Genomic DNA, 18,597 nt, shown 5'->3' on the forward strand with positions numbered 1-18,597 from the left:
GTCACGATGATAATGTTCTGATTAAATTGGAAAAATCTTCTTTTATGTCGTGGCTTTCTTCGCGTAACTGCTCAATCTTACGACAAGCGTGCAGCACGGTCGTATGGTCACGGCCACCAAACGCATCTCCGATTTCCGGCAGACTGTGGTTGGTTAACTCCTTTGCCAGCGCCATCGCCATCTGACGCGGACGCGCCACCGAGCGGGAACGACGTTTAGACAGTAAATCTGCCACTTTGATCTTGTAGTACTCAGCCACAGTCTTTTGAATATTGTCGATAGTGACCAGTTTTTCCTGCAATGCCAGCAAATCGCGCAGCGCTTCACGCACAAAATCGATGGTGATCGCACGACCGGTGAAGTTGGCATTGGCGATAACGCGGTTCAGCGCCCCTTCCAGCTCACGCACGTTGGAGCGCAGACGCTTGGCAATGAAGAACGCCACTTCGCCCGGCAGGCGAATGTCGTTTTCATCGGCTTTCTTCATCAGGATCGCGACGCGGGTTTCCAGCTCCGGTGGCTCGATCGCCACGGTCAGGCCCCAGCCGAAGCGGGATTTCAGACGATCTTCAACGCCGTTGATCTCTTTTGGATAACGATCCGAGGTCAAAATGATCTGTTGATTGCCTTCCAGCAGAGCATTGAAGGTGTGGAAAAACTCTTCCTGCGATCGTTCTTTATTCGCAAAGAACTGGATGTCATCGATGAGCAGCGCGTCAACGGAACGATAGTAGCGTTTAAACTCTTCGATCGCATTGTTTTGCAGGGCTTTTACCATGTCCTGAACGAAGCGTTCGGAGTGCATATACACCACTTTGGCATTGGGCTTGCGCGCCATAATGCCGTTACCCACCGCATGCAGCAGGTGCGTTTTACCCAGACCCGTGCCGCCATAAAGGAACAGCGGGTTGTAGGCCCCACCAGGGTTATCAGCAACCTGACGAGCCGCCGCGCGCGCCAGCTGGTTCGACTTACCTTCAACGAAGTTATCGAACGTGTGTTTCACGTTAACGTTAGAGCGGTAGGTTGGCTCAGCCGGTGCAGGGACATTATCCCAGCCCTGACGAGCGGGTGCGACGCGAGGGGCCGGAGCAGGAGCGGCCTGAGCGGGCGCTGCTACGTTCACGGTTTCACGAACGGTTTGGGTGACCGGCTTTGTGCCCACTTCAAAGCGCAGCTGCGGGGCATCTGACCCGCAGAAATCGTTCAGCAGTCCATTGATGTTATTAAGGTACTTGTCCCTTACCCAATCGAGCACAAAACGGTTTGGCGCATACAAAGCCAGCGTGTTATCGCTCAGTTCCGCCTGCAACGGGCGGATCCACATACTGAATTCTGTGGCTGGTAACTCATCCTGCAATCGGGCAAGACACTGCTGCCAAAGCGAAAGTGACACGGCGGACTCCACTCGAACAATAAAAGAAAACTATTGAATATTCATGATTGTTGGCGCACATCGACATGACCCAATGAGGGTGATGTGCGAACCGCTATCTGCGGTTATACCCGGCCAGGATCGCTGGATCCCGATCGGGACCGCGGATCATAGCCTAAACTGAGCCAGAGATCTTCTGTTTCTCACAGATTCTTCCCGATTTATCCACAGGAAGATCCGGAACCGGATAAGTGTAAACGATCCTGGCGCCAGTGCCCCACGATTTAGTCCGCATATTGGAAAAATTAATGAGCACAGACAATTTATTGCTTAAATGATCTAACGAAGATCCGGGACGATCCTTGCGCTTTGTTGGCGAGGCCGTATAATCCTCGACCCGGCGCGTGATGCTCATCTTCCTGCGTCGTCCGTTGCTCATTTTCCACGCGAAAACGTGCGGAAATACGCGGGAAATAAGGAAAGAGAATTGACTCCGGAGTGTACAATTATTACAATCCGGCCTCTTTAATCACCCACGCTGAGGCGTTAGTCGTTCGAAACTCGTTCGGGTATACGCAAAAGTCAGTGAATTTATTCAAGTTTAGGTAGAAATCGCCATGAAACGCACTTTTCAACCGTCTGTACTGAAGCGCAACCGTTCTCACGGCTTCCGTGCTCGTATGGCTACTAAAAATGGTCGTCAGGTTCTGGCACGTCGTCGTGCTAAAGGCCGCGCTCGTCTGACCGTTTCCAAGTAATAAAGCTAACCCCTGAGTGGTTAAGCTAGCATTTCCCAGGGAGTTACGTTTGTTAACTCCCGCTCATTTCACTTTCGTCTTCCAGCAGCCACTACGGGCTGGCACGCCGCAAATCACCATCCTCGGCCGCCAAAATTCGCTGGGGCATCCCCGCATCGGTCTCACAGTCGCCAAGAAAAATGTTAAGCGTGCGCATGAACGCAATCGGATTAAACGTCTGACGCGTGAAAGCTTCCGTTTACGTCAGCACGAACTGCCTTCAATGGATTTCGTGGTGGTGGCGAAGAAAGGGGTTGCCGACCTCGATAACCGTGCTCTCTCGGAAGCGTTGGAAAAATTATGGCGCCGCCACTGTCGCCTGGCTCACGGGTCCTGATAGCCCTCATTCGGGTCTATCAACGCCTGATTAGTCCGCTACTCGGGCCGCACTGCCGTTTCACACCAACATGCTCAAGCTACGGAATTGAGGCATTGCGCAGGTTTGGAGTGATAAAAGGCAGTTGGTTGACGGTGAAACGCGTATTAAAATGCCACCCTTTACACCCAGGTGGAGACGACCCCGTCCCCCCAGGACCCTTTGATACCAGAGAACACTAACGATGGATTCGCAACGCAATCTTCTTATCATCGCTTTGTTGTTCGTGTCTTTCATGATCTGGCAGGCATGGGAGCAGGATAAAAATCCTCAACCCCAGCAGCAGACCACGCAGACTACGACCACCGCAGCGGGTAGCGCCGCCGACCAGGGCGTACCGGCCAGTGGCCAGGGGAAACAGATTACGGTTAAGACCGATGTGCTTGAGCTGACAATCAACACCCGTGGTGGTGATGTTGAGCAGGCGCTGCTGTTGACCTACCCGAAAGAGCTGAAGTCTAACGAACCGTTCCAGTTACTGGAAACCACGCCTGAGTTTATCTACCAGGCGCAGAGCGGCCTGACCGGTCGTGATGGCCCGGATAACCCGGCTAACGGTGCGCGTCCACTGTATAACGTCGAGAGCGACACCTTTGTGCTGGCTGATGGTCAGAACGAACTCGCGATCCCGATGACGTATACCGACGCCGCAGGCAACACCTTCACCAAAACCTTCACCCTGAAACGCGGTGAGTATGCGGTGAACGTGGGCTACAGCGTACAGAACGCCAGTGCGAAACCGCTGGAGCTGTCGACCTTTGGCCAGCTGAAGCAGTCCATCAATCTGCCGTCTCACCGTGACACCGGAAGCAGCAACTTTGCGCTGCACACCTTCCGTGGCGCGGCGTACTCCACGCCAGACGCGAAGTATGAGAAATACAAATTCGACACCATTGCGGATAACGAAAACCTGAACGTTAGTTCCAAAGGCGGTTGGGTGGCCATGCTGCAGCAGTATTTCGCGACCGCGTGGATCCCGAATAACGACGGTACGAATAACTTCTACACCGCGAACCTGGGCAACGGTATTGCCGCCATCGGCTACAAGTCTCAGCCGGTTCTGGTACAGCCGGGTCAAACCGGTAAGATGGCAAGCACCCTGTGGGTTGGCCCGGAAATTCAGGACAAAATGGCCGCTGTTGCGCCGCACCTGGATCTGACCGTGGATTACGGTTGGTTGTGGTTCATCTCTCAGCCGCTGTTTAAGCTGCTGAAGTTCATCCACAGCTTCCTGGGTAACTGGGGCTTCTCCATCATCGTTATCACCTTCATCGTTCGTGGCATCATGTACCCGCTGACCAAAGCGCAGTACACCTCCATGGCGAAGATGCGCATGCTGCAGCCGAAGATTCAGGCAATGCGTGAGCGTCTGGGCGATGACAAACAGCGTCAGAGCCAGGAAATGATGGCCCTGTATAAAGCAGAGAAAGTAAACCCACTGGGTGGTTGCTTCCCGCTGCTGATTCAGATGCCAATCTTCCTTGCGCTGTACTACATGCTGATGGGTTCCGTTGAACTGCGCCACGCGCCGTTCGCACTGTGGATCCATGACCTGTCTGCACAGGACCCGTACTACATCCTGCCGATCCTGATGGGCGTGACGATGTTCTTCATCCAGAAGATGTCGCCGACCACCGTGACCGACCCGATGCAGCAGAAGATCATGACCTTTATGCCGGTCATCTTCACCGTGTTCTTCCTGTGGTTCCCGTCAGGTCTGGTGCTGTACTATATCGTCAGCAACCTGGTGACCATCATCCAGCAGCAGCTGATTTACCGTGGTCTGGAAAAACGTGGCCTGCATAGCCGCGAAAAGAAAAAGTCCTGATTCGGTAAGTTAACGCTAAAATAAGGGCGGTCGATTGACCGCCTTTTTTATTTGTATTGAACGAGACCAACCATGAGCCATAACGACACTATCGTCGCCCAGGCAACCCCACCGGGACGCGGTGGTGTAGGCATTCTGCGCATCTCCGGCCTGAAGGCGCGCGAGGTGGCCGAAGCGGTGCTGGGTAAACTGCCAAAGCCGCGCTACGCTGATTACCTGCCGTTTAAAGATACCGACGGCACGCCGCTGGACCAGGGCATTGCGCTGTGGTTCCCAGGCCCGAACTCCTTTACCGGCGAAGATGTGCTCGAGCTGCAGGGCCACGGCGGCCCGGTCATCCTCGACCTGCTGTTAAAACGTATTCTGACCCTCCCAGGCCTGCGTATTGCGAAGCCTGGCGAGTTCTCCGAGCGTGCCTTCCTCAACGACAAGCTCGACCTGGCGCAGGCCGAGGCGATTGCTGACCTGATCGACGCCAGCTCTGAACAGGCGGCCCGCTCCGCCCTGAACTCTCTGCAGGGGGTATTCTCCGCGCGCGTGAATCATCTTGTGGAAGCACTTACTCACCTCAGGATCTACGTCGAAGCGGCTATCGACTTCCCGGATGAGGAGATCGACTTCCTCTCTGACGGTAAAATCGAAGCGCAGCTCAACCAGGTAATGGCCGATCTCGACGCCGTGCGCGCCGAAGCGCGCCAGGGCAGCCTGCTGCGTGAAGGGATGAAGGTGGTGATTGCCGGACGTCCTAACGCCGGAAAATCGAGCCTGCTGAACGCCCTGGCGGGCCGTGAAGCGGCAATCGTGACCGACATTGCCGGCACCACCCGCGACGTGCTGCGCGAGCATATCCACATCGACGGGATGCCGCTGCATATCATTGATACCGCCGGCCTGCGCGATGCCAGCGATGAAGTGGAACGCATCGGTATCGAACGCGCCTGGCAGGAGATCGAGCAGGCTGACCGCGTGCTGTTTATGGTGGACGGCACCACGACCGACGCCGTTGACCCGGCGGACATCTGGCCAGACTTTATCGCCCGTCTGCCGGCGAAACTGCCCATCACCGTGGTGCGTAACAAAGCGGACGTCACCGGCGAAACGCTGGGCATCAGCGATGTGAATGGTCACTCACTGATTCGCCTGTCGGCGCGTACTGGTGAAGGCGTTGACGACCTGCGTAACCATCTCAAGCAGAGCATGGGCTTTGATACCAGCATGGAAGGCGGCTTCCTCGCGCGTCGTCGTCATCTGCAGGCGCTGGAAGAGGCGGCGAACCACCTCGTTCAGGGTAAAGCGCAGCTGATCGGCGCGTGGGCGGGCGAACTGCTGGCGGAAGAGCTGCGTCTGGCGCAGCAGAATCTGAGCGAGATCACCGGGGAGTTTACGTCGGACGATCTGCTGGGACGGATCTTCTCGAGCTTCTGTATCGGTAAGTAAGGCCCGATCGCTGATGGTGATTTCCTCCCGGGAAATCACCATTGTCCAAATGGCAACTCGCCTAATCTCTTTTCACCCCCTATCCTGCATGCCTGCATCTATGGGGGGTTTATGGCGCGTTTTCTGTTTTGTAGTTTCGCATTAGTTCTGCTTTATCCGTCCGGCATTGATATGTATCTGGTGGGATTGCCGCACATCGCCCGCGATCTGGGCGCCAGCGAGGCGCAGCTGCACATCGCGTTTTCGGCCTATCTTGCGGGGATGGCATCGTCGATGGTCTTTGCCGGGAAGATCGCGGATAAGGCTGGCCGTCAGCCCGTCGCCATAACGGGTGCCATCATCTTTGCCCTAGCCTCCCTTCTCTGCTCACAGGCGCAAAGCAGCACCTTATTCCTGGCCGGACGGTTTATTCAGGGCATTGGAGCCGGTGGCTGCTACGTCGTCGCTTTTGCCATTTTGCGCGACACCCTCAGCGCCCAGCGTCGCGCTAAGGTGCTTTCGATGCTGAACGGTATTACCTGCATTATCCCGGTGCTGGCCCCGGTCGTGGGATATCTGATCATGCTAAAATTCCCGTGGCAGAGCCTGTTCTGGACCATGGCGGCGATGGGCGCGCTGGTGTTTATCCTGTCCATCGGCGTGCTGAAAGAGACCCACCCGGGCTCGCAGAATACCGGTCATACCGCAACCATTCACCCAGCCGAGAAGCTGCTTAACCGCTTTTTCCTCAGTCGTCTGGCCGTGACCACGTTAAGCGTGGCGGTGATCCTGACCTATGTAAACGTTTCCCCGGTTTTACTGATGGAGACCATGGGCTTCGATCGCGGTGAGTATTCAACGGTGATGGCATTAACCGCCATGGTCAGTATGGCGGTCTCGTTCTCTACCCCATTTGCGCTAAATGTTTTCAGCCAGCGCGCGTTGATGCTGACCTCACAGGTTTTATTCCTCACGGCTGGCGCGATCCTGGCAACCACCAGCTCACATGCGGTAATGCTGGCGGGTATTACCCTCATTTGCGCCGGGTTCTCGGTTGGCTTTGGCGTGGCTATGAGTCAGGCGCTTGGCCCCTTCTCGCTGCGGGCAGGCGTGGCAAGCTCGGTGCTGGGCATTGCGCAGGTCTGCGGCTCGTCGCTGTGGATTTGGCTGGCGGCGGTCATCGGGCTTAACGCGCTGAATATGCTGATCGGGGTTCTGATTGGCTGTAGCATACTGTGCATCACCTTACTTATGGTCATCCAGCCCGCGGCGCATTATGAAGAAGCCCATCAGCAGTCTCGATCTTAACCTGTTGCTGTGCCTGCAGCTTTTGCTGCAGGAGCGCAGCGTCACCAAAGCCGCGAAACGGATGAACGTGACGCCGTCTGCGGTGAGTAAATCGCTGGCCAAGCTGCGCGACTGGTTCGAAGACCCGCTGTTTGTCAAAACGCCGTTAGGGCTGCTGCCAACCCCGCTGACGGTAAGCCTGGAGCAGGATCTGGCCGACTGGATGCAAATCGGCAACCAGATCCTCGATAAATTCCACCATGATTCCCCGGGCGGGCTAACGTTCTTGCTGGCCGCCGAAACGCCGTTGATGCTGATCCGCTTTAACGCCCTGCTGGAGCAGGTGAACCAGCGCTATCCGCAGGCTACGGTGAAGATGCGTCACTGGGATTACGACTCGCTGGACGCCATTACGCGTGGAGAGGTGGATCTGGGATTCACCGGACGCGAAACGCACCCGCGATCGCGTGAATTGCTGAAGCTAATGCCGTGGTTCATCGACTATGAGATCCTGTTCAGCGACCGTCCGTGCGTGTATCTGCGTGAGGATCATCCCGCGTTACAGCATGAATGGAACCTCGAGACCTTTCTGCGCTACCCGCACATCAGCATCTTCTGGGAACGCAGCGACACCTGGGCGCTGGACGAAGTGCTAAAGGAGATGGGTCGGGAGAGAAATATTGCCATGAGCGTGCCGGGCTTTGAGCAGTCGATGTTTATGGCGGCGCAGCCCGGCCATAACTATATCGCCACGGCTCCGCACTACTGCCATCACTACAATCAACTCCACCAGCGGAAGCTGATCGCGCTGCCCATTCCCATTGACGAAGCGCAGGCTGAAAAGCTTACCGTTCCCTTCACGCTGATCTGGCATAAACGGAACAGCCATAATCCGAAAATCCTCTGGCTGCGGGAAACCATCAAGGCGCTGTACGGTGCCAGCGATCCAATTTTTGCCTAAGAAAATGTAAAGTTCGGTCCTAAGGCTTCTCTTACTCCCATTTACTGATTAAAACAGGAGTCAAGTTAAGCGATAATCATGTAACCGTTTAACCGATTACGACCATTATCAAGGAGCGAAAAATGGCTACGCACTTTGCAAGAGGGATACTTACGGAAGGACGTCTCGTATCGGCAAGAATTTCTTCAGCCTGTCACAGTGAAGCACTCACTCTCCCGGAACACCGCAGAACGCGGTTTTTAGCTTCCCGGGCGCTTCTCGCAGAACTGATGTTTATGCTGTACGGCACCAGCGAGCTGCCGGACATCATTACCCAACCCGAAGGCCGCCCGGTCTTTGCCGACCCGGATCTCCCTCGTTTTTCGATTGCCTACGCGGGCAATATCATTGGCGTCGCGCTGACCACCGAAGGGGATTGTGGGCTCGATATGGAACTTCAGCGCGCAACGCGCAGCTTCCATGGCGGTAATGCGCATGAAGACTACCCGCTCTCCAGCAATGAGAAGCTGTGGGTACGCAACCAGAACGACCCTGTCGAAGCTCGAGCCCAGCTCATTACCCTGCGCCAGAGCATTCGCAAGCTCTGTGGATGCGCCTCAGACGACGCCAGCATGCTGCAACTGCTTCCAGGCTCCGGACGTCTGCGCGCCGCCCAGGCCACGCTGGTAGAGGCGCTCAGTGACGCAGAGGATGTGCTCATTTGGTCCATTGCGGTTACCCCCGCCATCGAACGCATGAAAATCTGGGAATTTGACAGCCAACAGGGATGGCGTAGCCTTCCTGATGTGCCCGAGCGCGCCAACGAGTCCGCCGCACGCCTGATGCGTTTAATCAGTTTACCGGCAGAAAAAGCATTCACCCTTAGCTGATCCAATCAGGGTCATCATGATGAAACAGGAGTAATCATGTCTGATACGTTGAAAGTAGTTACGTTACTGGGAAGCCTGCGCAAAGGTTCATTTAACGGGATGGTTGCCCGCACGCTGCCACAGCTGGCACCGGCAGGAATGGAAATTAGCGCCCTGCCGTCTATTGGCGATATTCCGCTGTATGACGCTGACGTACAGCAGGAAGAGGGTTTCCCGCAAAGCGTTGAGGCGCTGGCAGAGCAGATCCGCCAGGCCGACGGCGTGGTCATCGTCACGCCGGAGTACAACTATTCGGTTCCGGGTGGTCTGAAGAATGCCATCGACTGGCTGTCCCGTTTGCCTGAGCAGCCGCTGTCAGGCAAACCGGTGCTGATCCAGACCAGTTCAATGGGCGCCATTGGCGGCGCGCGCTGCCAGTATCATCTGCGCCAGATCCTGGTGTTCCTGGATGCGATGGTCATGAACAAGCCGGAATTTATGGGTGGTGTGATTCAGAACAAGGTCGACCCGCAAACGGGTGAAGTGGTGGATCAGAGCACGCGCGATCATCTGTCTGGCCAGCTGACGGCGTTTGGGGATTATATTAAGCGGGTGAAGGCATAAGCTTACTGCGGCCTGATGCCCTCACCCTGACCCTCTCCCACGGGGAGAGGGAACAAACATGTTTATTTGGCGTCAATAAACACAATCTTCAGCACAAACAGCAGCGCCACAACGATGACGCACGGACTGAGGTCGCGGAAGCGGCCGGTACCGATCTTCATTACGCAGTAAGAGATAAAGCCCAGCGCGATACCTTCGGTAATCGAGAAGCTGAACGGCATCATCACGGCGGTAATAAACGCCGGCACCGCTTCGGTTAAATCATCCCACTTCACGCGTGACAGGCTGGAGGTCATCAGCACCCCCACATAGATCAGCGCACCGGCTGCCGCATACGGAGGAACCATACCCGCCAGCGGAGAGAGGAAGATCACCAGCAGGAACAGAATACCCACGACCACCGCCGTCAGGCCGGTACGGCCACCCACGGACACGCCGGAAGAAGATTCAATGTACGCGGTAACGGACGAGGTTCCGATGAAAGCACCGGTCACAGAGGAGACGCTGTCCACAAACAGCGCCTGCTTCATGCGCGGGAATTTGCCTTTCTCATCCGCCAGGCCCGCTTTGTCGGTCACGCCAATCAGCGTGCCGGAGGAATCAAACAGGTTAACCAGCATGAAGGAGAAAATCACGCCCGCCAGGCCCAGGTTCAGGGAACCCGCCAGATCGACGTGACCAATCACGGTAGAGACGCTCGGTGGCGCGGAGACGATACCGTTATAGTGAACGTCACCCAGCATCCAGCCCAGCAGGGTGGTGACCACGATGGACACCAGCACCGCTGCGTGAATATTACGGGAAGCCAGGATCGCGATGATAAAGAAGCCCAGCACGCCCAGCAGCACGTTATGAGAGGTCAGGTGGCCGATGCTCACCAGCGTGTCCGGGTTCGCCACGATAACGCCGGCGTTTTTCAGCCCCATCATACCGATGAACAGACCGATACCGCTGGTGATGCCCACGCGCAGGCTCACGGGAATGTTTGCAATCATCCAGTAACGTACGCGGAAAATAGTCAGCAGCAGCAGGCCAACCGCGCCCCAGAAGATCGCGCCCATGCCGACCTGCCACGGCAGACCCATAGCCTGAACCACCACGAACGCGAAGAACGCATTCAGGCCCATCGCCGGTGCCAGCGCAACAGGCAGGTTAGCGAACACACCCATCAGGATGCTGCCAAGGGCCGCGATCAGACAGGTTGTCACGAAAACGGCGCTGGTATCCATGCCAGCGACGCCCAGAATTTGAGGATTCACAAAAACGATATAGACCATCGTCAGGAAGGTGGTGAAACCAGCGATCACTTCGGTGCGTGCCGTTGTGCCATGCTCGCGCAGTTTAAAAACGCGCTCAAGCAGACCCTGACCAGATGTCTGGGTAGTGTGTTGTTGACTCATCATCAATTTCCGAACAAGGAGGGAAAATTCGTCGCTATCCTATACCAAAATGCGACAATAGTGGCGGTTACGTGATACTTTTTTCATTGATTTTGCTTATACGGCAACGATTGCGTCCCGGCGAAATGCCGTACGTAAACGTTAAACTTGTTAAAAGGGAAAGGCATGTCCGGAATTGAAGCGGTATTTTTCGACTGTGACGGTACGCTGGTCGACAGTGAGGTCATTTGTTCCCGCGCGTATGTCACTATGTTCCAGGAATTTGGCATTACGCTGGAACTCGAAGAGGTGTTTAAACGCTTTAAGGGCGTGAAGCTCTACGAGATCATCGACATCATTAACGAAGAACACGGTGTGGATCTGGCGAAAGCCGATCTGGAACCGGTGTACCGCGCCGAGGTCGCACGCCTGTTCGACTCCGAGCTGGAGGTTATCTCCGGGGCTAACGCGTTGCTGGACGCGATGACGGTGCCCATCTGCGTCGTCTCTAACGGTCCGGTCAGCAAAATGCAGCACTCGCTGGGCAAGCTTGAGATGTTGCACCATTTCCCGGAAAAACTGTTCAGCGGCTACGATATCCAGCGCTGGAAGCCGGACCCGGCGCTGATGTTCCATGCGGCAAAAGCGATGAACGTCAACGTAGAGAACTGCATTCTGGTGGATGACTCGTCTGCGGGCGCGCAGTCGGGAATTGATGCGGGGATGGAGGTGTTTTACTTCTGCGCCGACCCGCACAACAAGCCGATCGATCATCCGAACGTGACGACCTTTACCGATCTGGCGCAGCTGCCAGCGCTGTGGAAGGCGCGCGGGTGGGATATTACGCGTTAAGCTAACGTAGGGCGGGTAAGCGCGAGCGCCACCCGCCACAAACATCATTCTTTCGGGTCTTTACCCGCGAGCAGCTTGTCCAGCTCGTCGCCGCCCACGTGACGGAAGTCCTGACCTTTCACGAAGTAGAAAATGTATTCGCAAATGTTCTGGCAGCGGTCGCCGATACGCTCGATGGAGCGCGCGCAGAAGAGGGCAGTCAGTACGCTTGGGATCGTACGGGAATCTTCCATCATGTAGGTCATCAGCTGACGCACGATGCCTTCATACTCCTGATCGACCTTTTTGTCTTCACGGTAGATACGCACCGCTTCGTCCAGGTCCATACGCGCAAAAGCATCCAGCACGTCGTGCAGCATCTGCACGGTGTGGCGGCCCAGCGACTCCAGGCTCACCAGCAGCGGCTGGTGCTGCTGAGAGAACTTCTCCAGCGCGGTGCGGCAGATTTTATCCGCAACGTCACCAATACGCTCCAGCTCGGCGATGGTTTTGATGATCGCCATCACCAGACGCAGGTCGCTCGCCGTCGGCTGACGCTTCGCGATAATGCGCACGCAGGCCTCGTCGATGGCGACTTCCATCATGTTGACGTTTTTGTCGCCTTCAATGACGCGCTTCGCCAGCTCGCTGTCCTGGTTGTGCATTGCCGTAATCGCATCAGAAAGCTGCTGCTCGACCATGCCGCCCATGGTCATTACCTGGGTGCGAATGCTTTCCAGCTCTGCGTTGAACTGGCCGGAAATGTGTTTATTAAGATTGAGGTTGTCCATGGTTTCTCCACATGCACTAAGGCAAATCAACCGTAGCGGCCAGTAATATAATCTTCGGTTTGTTTCTTCGCGGGCCTGGTGAACAGCGCGTCCGTATCGCTGAACTCAATCAACTCGCCCAGGTACATAAACGCCGTGTGATCGGAACAACGCGCAGCCTGCTGCATGTTATGGGTCACGATAACCACGGTGTAATCCTGCTTCAGCTCGGTGATCAGCTCTTCAATACGACCGGTTGAGATCGGGTCCAGCGCTGAACACGGCTCATCCAGCAGCAACACTTCCGGGCGAATAGCAATACCGCGCGCAATGCACAAACGCTGCTGCTGCCCGCCGGAGAGAGAGTAACCGCTCTGGTGCAACTTATCTTTGGTTTCGTTCCATAATGCGGCCTTGGTCAAAGCCCACTGCACGCGCTCGTCCATATCGGCACGGGAGAGTTTTTCAAACAGGCGAACGCCAAAGGCGATGTTGTCATAAATGGACATCGGGAAAGGCGTGGGTTTCTGGAACACCATCCCCACTTTGGCGCGCAGCAGGGCGATATCCTGCGCCTGGGTTAGAATGTTTTCACCGTCCAGGATGATTTCACCTTCAGCGCGCTGCTCCGGATAGAGCGAATACATTTTGTTAAAGGTACGCAGCAGCGTGGATTTTCCGCAGCCGGACGGACCGATAAATGCCGTGACCTGGTTCTTCGCAATATCCAGGTTGATGTTCTTCAGGGCATGGAATTTGCCGTAGTAGAAGTTCAAATCACGAACCTGAATCTTTCCCGGGGCAGTATCAACCATACTCATTGACTCATTTCCTCATTCGGCGCCGCGAGCTGCCGCGCCGTAAATAATTAACCGTGTTTCTTCTTCGCGAAAATGACGCGCGCCAGAATGTTCAGCAACAGTACGCAAAGGGTAATGATCAGCACCCCGGCCCAGGCCAGCTGCTGCCATTCCGCGAATGGGCTCATCGCAAATTTAAAGATCGTCACCGGCAGGTTGGCGATCGGCTGCATCATGTCCGTGCTCCAGAACTGATTGGAGAGAGACGTAAACAGCAGCGGCGCCGTTTCACCCGCGATACGCGCAACCGCCAGCAGAATACCGGTCATGATCCCGGAAACAGACGCCTTCAGCGTAATTGCGGAGATCATCTTCCATTTCGGCGTACCCAGCGCGTAAGCCGCTTCACGCAGGCTATCCGGCACCAGTTTCAGCATGTTCTCGGTGGTACGAATAACAATCGGCACCTGTAGCAGCGCCAGGGCAATCACACCCGCCCAGCCGGAGAAGTGTTCCATTTGCGCCACCACCACGGTGTAAACAAACAGACCCACGACGATAGACGGGGCTGACAGCAGAATGTCATTGATGAAGCGAATCACTTCCGCCAGCCAGGATTTACGACCGTATTCTGCCAGGTAGATGCCCGCCATGATGCCCAGCGGCGTGCCGAAGACCGTCGCCCAGAGGATCAGTAAGCCGCTGCCCGCCAGGGCATTCGCCAGGCCACCGCCCGCCGTGTTCGGCGGCGGCGTCATTTCGGTGAACAGCGACAGTGACATCCCGTCAATCCCGCGAACGACCGTTGAGAAGAGGATCCAGACCAACCAGAACAGCCCGAATGCCATTGTCGCCATAGAAAGCGTCAGGGCAATGCGGTTTTTCATGCGGCGTCTGGCCTGCATTTTGCGGCGGGATTCAGCCAGTTCAGCGGTAGCTTGCATTTCGAGAGTTGCCATTAGCGTGCCCCCTCATTTTTAGCGAGGCGCATAATCATCAGCTTGGAAATCGCCAGAACAATGAAGGTGATAACGAACAGAATCAGACCCAGCTCCATCAGCGCCGCCACGTGCAGCCCGGATTCCGCTTCCGCAAATTCATTCGCCAGCGCCGAGGTAATACTGTTACCCGGCATGAAGAGCGACGCGCTGTCGAGCTGGTAGGTGTTACCGATAATAAAGGTCACCGCCATGGTTTCACCCAGCGCACGACCCAGGCCCAGCATCACGCCCCCGATCACCCCATTTTTGGTGAACGGAAGGACAATGCGCCAGATAACTTCCCAGGTGGTACAGCCGATGCCGTAGGCCGACTCTTTCATCATCACCGGCGTTTGTTCGAAGACATCGCGCATGACCGCCGCAATGTACGGGATAATCATGATGGCGAGGATCACACCTGCCGCCAGAATGCCGATACCAAAAGCCGGGCCAGAGAACAGGGCACCCACAAACGGAATGGCGGAAAGCACGTTACCGACCGGTTCCTGGAAATACGTTGCGAATAGCGGAGCAAAGATGAACAGACCCCACATGCCGTAAACGATACTTGGAATGGCCGCCAGCAGTTCGATGGCAATACCCAGCGGGCGTCGCAGCCAGCCCGGCGCCAGCTCCGTCAGGAACAGGGCAATACCAAAGCTCACCGGAACCGCAATCAGCAGGGCGATGAACGAGGTCACCAGCGTGCCGTAAATCGGCACCAGGGCACCGTAGATGTCGTTCGGCGCATCCCACTCTTTGGTCCACAGGAAGGAAAAACCGAATTTCTGGATGCTCGGCCAGGAGGAGAAAATCAGAGACACGATAATGCCGCCCAGCAGCAATAGCACAATCAGCGCAGCCAGTTTGACCAGCGCGCTGAAAATCATGTCACCTTTTTTACCCGGAGGGTTAAATGCAGGCTTGGTTGCAGCCATAAATTACTCTTCTGTTAAACGCGTTTACGAAAGGGGCGGGTTAGCGTTAGCGCCACCCGCCATTTTCGTCAGAATGCTAAATTAATACAATGCTTTACCGCTGCTGTCTTTCACGTTGGTTTTCCATGCAGCGCGAATCTGCTCAACCACGTTGTCCGGCAGGGTGGCGTAATCCAGAGCGTTAGCCTGTTTGCCGCCGTTTTTGTACGCCCAGTCGAAGAACTTCAGCACTTCGGCGCCCTGCTCAGGTTTCTTCTGCTCTTTGTGAACCAGGATGAAGGTGGTAGAGGTGATTGGCCACGCACCTTCGCCTTTCTGGTTAGTCAGATCCTGCGCGAAGGATTTGCTCCAGTCAGCGCCTTTCGCCGCGTTAGCAAAGTTCTCTTCGGTCGGGCTAACCGGTTTGCCGTCGGCTGAAACCAGTTTGGTGTAGGACAGGTTGTTCTGCTTAGCGTACGCATACTCTACGTAACCAATTGAGCCAGGCAGACGCTGTACGAACGCGGCGATACCGTCGTTACCCTTACCGCCCAGACCGGTTGGCCAGTTAACGGTAGAGCCGGAGCCGACTTTAGATTTCCACTCTTCGTTCACTTTTGCCAGGTAGCTGGTGAACACGAAAGAGGTACCGGAACCATCCGCGCGGCGAACCACGGCGATGTTTTGAGAAGGCAGCTTCAGGCCTGGGTTGAGTTTAGCGATCGCTTCGTCATCCCATTTTTTGATTTTGCCAAGGTAGATGTCACCCAGCGTTTTGCCGTCCAGCACCAGCTCACCCGACTTCACGCCCGGCAGGTTGATGGCCAGAACCACACCACCGATCACGGTCGGGAACTGGAACAGGCCTTCCTGAGCCAGCTTGTCATCAGACAGCGGAGCGTCTGATGCGCCGAAATCAACAGTGTTCGCGGTAATTTGTTTAACGCCACCGGAGGAGCCGATACCCTGATAGTTAACCTTGTTACCGGTTTCTTTCTGGTAGGTATCCGCCCATTTGGCATACACCGGCGCAGGGAAGGTTGCACCAGCGCCAGTCAGGCTTGCTTCTGCAAATACAGAGAACGCGCTCAGAGATAAGGTCGCGGCGACAACAGTTGCGACAGTGGTACGCATAACTTTCATAATGTCTCCTGCAAGATTTTCGTAAATCGTTGTTTAGTGGCTACGATGAGCAAAATAGGACAAACAGGTGACAGATAAATGTACGAATTATGACAGTTTTATGACAACGTAAATTTCACTTAAAATTACGCAAAAGAAAGTTTATTTTTCATCAATTTAGCCGGTTTTATGACAAGACGTTTTCAGAAATATTTTCTTTATGTGACACTGAAAAAAGTAGCTGAAGATGACAGATTGTCATTATTAAAAACGAGAAAGGATTGATTAAAAACAAGCCGGGTGGGATAAAAAAGCTCCACCAGAAGGTGGAGCCTGAAGGGATTATTCTACGGTAACCGATTTCGCCAGGTTACGCGGCTGGTCAACGTCGGTGCCTTTGATCAGGGCAACGTGATAGGCCAGCAGCTGCAGCGGAACGGTGTAGAAGATTGGTGCAATCACCTCTTCCACATGCGGCATCTCGATAATGTGCATGTTGTCGTTGCTGACAAAACCGGCATCTTTGTCGGCGAAGACGTACAGAACACCGCCGCGCGCGCGCACTTCTTCGATATTAGACTTCAGTTTTTCCAGCAGTTCGTTGTTTGGTGCCACAACGATGACCGGCATATCCGCGTCAATCAGCGCCAGCGGGCCGTGCTTCAGCTCGCCAGCCGCATAGGCTTCAGCGTGAATGTAGGAGATCTCTTTCAGCTTCAGCGCGCCTTCCAGCGCAATCGGATACTGATCGCCACGACCCAGGAACAGGGCGTGATGTTTGTCAGAGAAATCTTCCGCCAGGGCTTCAATGCGTTTGTCCTGAGACAGCATCTGCTCAATACGGCTCGGCAGCGCCTGCAGGCCGTGAACGATGTCGTGCTCAACGGAAGCATCTTCGCCTTTCAGACGCGCCAGCTTCGCCACAAGCATCAGCAGAACGGTCAGCTGAGTGGTAAACGCTTTGGTGGAGGCCACGCCGATTTCGGTACCCGCTTTGGTCATCAGCGCCAGATCGGACTCACGCACCAGCGATGAGCCAGGGACGTTACAGATGGCCAGAGAGCCCAGGTAACCCAGCTCTTTAGACAGACGCAGCGCTGCCAGGGTATCCGCCGTTTCACCAGACTGGGAAAGGGTGATCATCAGGCTGTTACGACGCACTGCAGATTTGCGATAGCGGAATTCAGACGCGATTTCCACATCGCACGGCACGCCCGCCAGGGATTCAAACCAGTAGCGAGAAACCATACCGGAGTTGTAGGAGGTGCCGCAGGCCACGATCTGAATATGCTCAACCTTGCCGAGCAGTTCGTTCGCGTTTGCGCCCAGCTCGCTCAGATCCACTTCACCGTGGCTGATACGCCCGGTCAGGGTGTTTTTGATGGCGTTTGGCTGCTCGTAAATCTCTTTCTGCATGTAGTGACGATAAGCGCCTTTGTCGCCCGCGTCGTACTGCAGATTCGATTCGATCTCCTGACGTTTCACCTGCTCGCCTTTGGTATCAAAGACGGTCACGCTGCGACGGGTCACTTCCGCGATATCACCCTCTTCGAGGAAGATAAAGCGACGGGTAACCGGCAGGAGCGCCAGCTGGTCAGAAGCGATGAAGTTTTCGCCCATGCCCAGACCGATAACCATCGGGCTACCGGAACGCGCGGCCAGCAGCGTTGACGGATCGCGGGAATCCATGATCACCGTACCGTACGCACCGCGCAGCTGAGGGATAGCGCGCAGCACCGCATCACGCAGTGTACCGCCCTGCTCCAGCTCCCAGTGCACCAGGTGAGCAATCACTTCGGTGTCAGTTTCAGAGACGAAGGTGTAGCCGCGCGCTTTCAGTTCTTCGCGCAGCGGTTCGTGGTTTTCGATAATGCCGTTGTGCACGACCACGATGTGTTCAGACACATGCGGGTGCGCGTTACCTTCAGACGGTTCGCCGTGCGTCGCCCAGCGGGTGTGCGCAATACCGGTACCACCGTGCAGCGGATGTTCTTCCGCAGCCTGGGCCAGCATCTGCACTTTACCGAGACGACGCAGACGGGTCATATGACCTTCTGCATCGACGACAGCCAGACCGGCTGAGTCGTAACCACGGTATTCCAGACGACGTAAACCTTCGAGAAGGATTTCAGCAATATCACGCTGCGCAACTGCGCCAACAATTCCACACATAATTTTAGATTCCGAATTTAGGCATTATGCCTGCGTTGTCGCTGACCTGTATTTGCCCTTTCCGGGCGCCCCGAGCCTTGTAGAGAGTGGGGTTATTTTTATGGGTACTGCTTG

The 18,597-nt window shown here is 55.5% G+C and carries 18 protein-coding genes; 10 read left to right on the plus strand and 8 right to left on the minus strand.

The window, feature by feature from the left end; translation table 11 throughout:
• Position 1: 1 nt before the first annotated feature.
• A complete protein-coding gene (gene dnaA / locus LA04_RS00235) occupies positions 2 to 1,396 on the minus strand; it encodes a chromosomal replication initiator protein DnaA (RefSeq protein ID WP_010426558.1) in 1,395 nt (464 codons plus the stop codon).
• Positions 1,397 to 1,992: 596 nt separating this feature from the next.
• Here dnaA and rpmH point away from each other — a divergent pair.
• The 9 genes from rpmH (at position 1,993) to LA04_RS00275 (ending at position 9,512) form a co-directional block, all read left to right on the plus strand.
• The gene (gene rpmH, locus LA04_RS00240) at positions 1,993 to 2,133 is read left to right on the plus strand and encodes a 50S ribosomal protein L34 (protein WP_000831330.1); all 141 of its coding nucleotides are present in this window, start codon (positions 1,993 to 1,995) and stop codon (positions 2,131 to 2,133) included.
• A 16-nt stretch (positions 2,134 to 2,149) separates the two neighbouring features.
• Positions 2,150 to 2,509, plus strand: coding sequence for a ribonuclease P protein component (gene rnpA / locus LA04_RS00245; protein WP_032640303.1), 360 nt, complete (start codon positions 2,150 to 2,152; stop codon positions 2,507 to 2,509).
• Positions 2,473 to 2,730, plus strand: a complete 258-nt coding sequence (gene yidD / locus LA04_RS23180) for a membrane protein insertion efficiency factor YidD (RefSeq protein ID WP_001307474.1) — start codon at positions 2,473 to 2,475, stop codon at positions 2,728 to 2,730. Before rnpA ends, yidD begins: the two co-directional genes overlap by 37 nt.
• A 2-nt stretch (positions 2,731 to 2,732) precedes the next feature.
• Entirely contained in the window at positions 2,733 to 4,376 is a 1,644-nt protein-coding gene (gene yidC, locus LA04_RS00250) for a membrane protein insertase YidC (RefSeq protein ID WP_047650028.1), read from the plus strand.
• Between the two features lie 72 nt (positions 4,377 to 4,448).
• Positions 4,449 to 5,813, plus strand: coding sequence for a tRNA uridine-5-carboxymethylaminomethyl(34) synthesis GTPase MnmE (mnmE, locus tag LA04_RS00255; protein WP_047650030.1), 1,365 nt, complete (start codon positions 4,449 to 4,451; stop codon positions 5,811 to 5,813).
• Positions 5,814 to 5,924: 111 nt separating this feature from the next.
• Positions 5,925 to 7,100, plus strand: a complete 1,176-nt coding sequence (locus LA04_RS00260; protein ID WP_047650031.1) for an MFS transporter — start codon at positions 5,925 to 5,927, stop codon at positions 7,098 to 7,100.
• The gene (gene yidZ / locus LA04_RS00265; protein ID WP_047650032.1) at positions 7,069 to 8,040 is read left to right on the plus strand and encodes an HTH-type transcriptional regulator YidZ; all 972 of its coding nucleotides are present in this window, start codon (positions 7,069 to 7,071) and stop codon (positions 8,038 to 8,040) included. Before LA04_RS00260 ends, yidZ begins: the two co-directional genes overlap by 32 nt.
• 122 nt (positions 8,041 to 8,162) lie before the next feature.
• Positions 8,163 to 8,909, plus strand: coding sequence for a 4'-phosphopantetheinyl transferase family protein (locus LA04_RS00270; RefSeq protein WP_047650033.1), 747 nt, complete (start codon positions 8,163 to 8,165; stop codon positions 8,907 to 8,909).
• 36 nt (positions 8,910 to 8,945) lie between these two features.
• Positions 8,946 to 9,512: an NADPH-dependent FMN reductase gene (locus LA04_RS00275; RefSeq protein ID WP_014833835.1), complete on the plus strand. Its 567-nt coding sequence runs from the start codon at positions 8,946 to 8,948 to the stop codon at positions 9,510 to 9,512.
• Between the two features lie 62 nt (positions 9,513 to 9,574).
• Here LA04_RS00275 and adeP read toward each other — a convergent pair whose 3' ends face one another.
• Positions 9,575 to 10,912 carry an adenine permease AdeP gene (adeP, locus tag LA04_RS00280; RefSeq protein WP_023309797.1) on the minus strand — a complete coding sequence of 446 codons (1,338 nt, stop codon included), beginning with the start codon at positions 10,910 to 10,912 and terminating at the stop codon, positions 9,575 to 9,577.
• A 165-nt stretch (positions 10,913 to 11,077) separates the two neighbouring features.
• Here adeP and yieH point away from each other — a divergent pair, with 165 nt between their 5' ends.
• The gene (gene yieH / locus LA04_RS00285) at positions 11,078 to 11,743 is read left to right on the plus strand and encodes a 6-phosphogluconate phosphatase (RefSeq protein WP_047650035.1); all 666 of its coding nucleotides are present in this window, start codon (positions 11,078 to 11,080) and stop codon (positions 11,741 to 11,743) included.
• 44 nt (positions 11,744 to 11,787) lie between these two features.
• Here the strand turns inward: yieH and phoU are convergent, their stop codons facing one another.
• The 6 genes from phoU to glmS form a co-directional block, all read right to left on the minus strand.
• On the minus strand, positions 11,788 to 12,513 hold the full coding sequence (gene phoU / locus LA04_RS00290) for a phosphate signaling complex protein PhoU (RefSeq protein ID WP_008500182.1): 726 nt from the start codon (positions 12,511 to 12,513) through the stop codon (positions 11,788 to 11,790).
• Positions 12,514 to 12,539: 26 nt separating this feature from the next.
• Entirely contained in the window at positions 12,540 to 13,313 is a 774-nt protein-coding gene (gene pstB / locus LA04_RS00295; RefSeq protein ID WP_010426574.1) for a phosphate ABC transporter ATP-binding protein PstB, read from the minus strand.
• Positions 13,314 to 13,360: 47 nt separating this feature from the next.
• The gene (gene pstA / locus LA04_RS00300; RefSeq protein ID WP_024907882.1) at positions 13,361 to 14,251 is read right to left on the minus strand and encodes a phosphate ABC transporter permease PstA; all 891 of its coding nucleotides are present in this window, start codon (positions 14,249 to 14,251) and stop codon (positions 13,361 to 13,363) included.
• Positions 14,251 to 15,210 carry a phosphate ABC transporter permease PstC gene (pstC, locus tag LA04_RS00305; protein WP_028017768.1) on the minus strand — a complete coding sequence of 320 codons (960 nt, stop codon included), beginning with the start codon at positions 15,208 to 15,210 and terminating at the stop codon, positions 14,251 to 14,253. The genes pstA and pstC overlap by 1 nt, the downstream gene beginning before the upstream one ends.
• An 81-nt stretch (positions 15,211 to 15,291) precedes the next feature.
• Entirely contained in the window at positions 15,292 to 16,332 is a 1,041-nt protein-coding gene (gene pstS / locus LA04_RS00310) for a phosphate ABC transporter substrate-binding protein PstS (RefSeq protein WP_008500186.1), read from the minus strand.
• A gap of 321 nt (positions 16,333 to 16,653) precedes the next feature.
• Entirely contained in the window at positions 16,654 to 18,483 is a 1,830-nt protein-coding gene (gene glmS / locus LA04_RS00315) for a glutamine--fructose-6-phosphate transaminase (isomerizing) (protein WP_023309792.1), read from the minus strand.
• Positions 18,484 to 18,597 lie beyond the last annotated feature (114 nt).

The sequence above is a fragment of the Enterobacter sp. UCD-UG_FMILLET genome (assembly GCF_000762975.1).
Taxonomy (GTDB): Bacteria; Pseudomonadota; Gammaproteobacteria; order Enterobacterales; family Enterobacteriaceae; genus Enterobacter; species Enterobacter dykesii.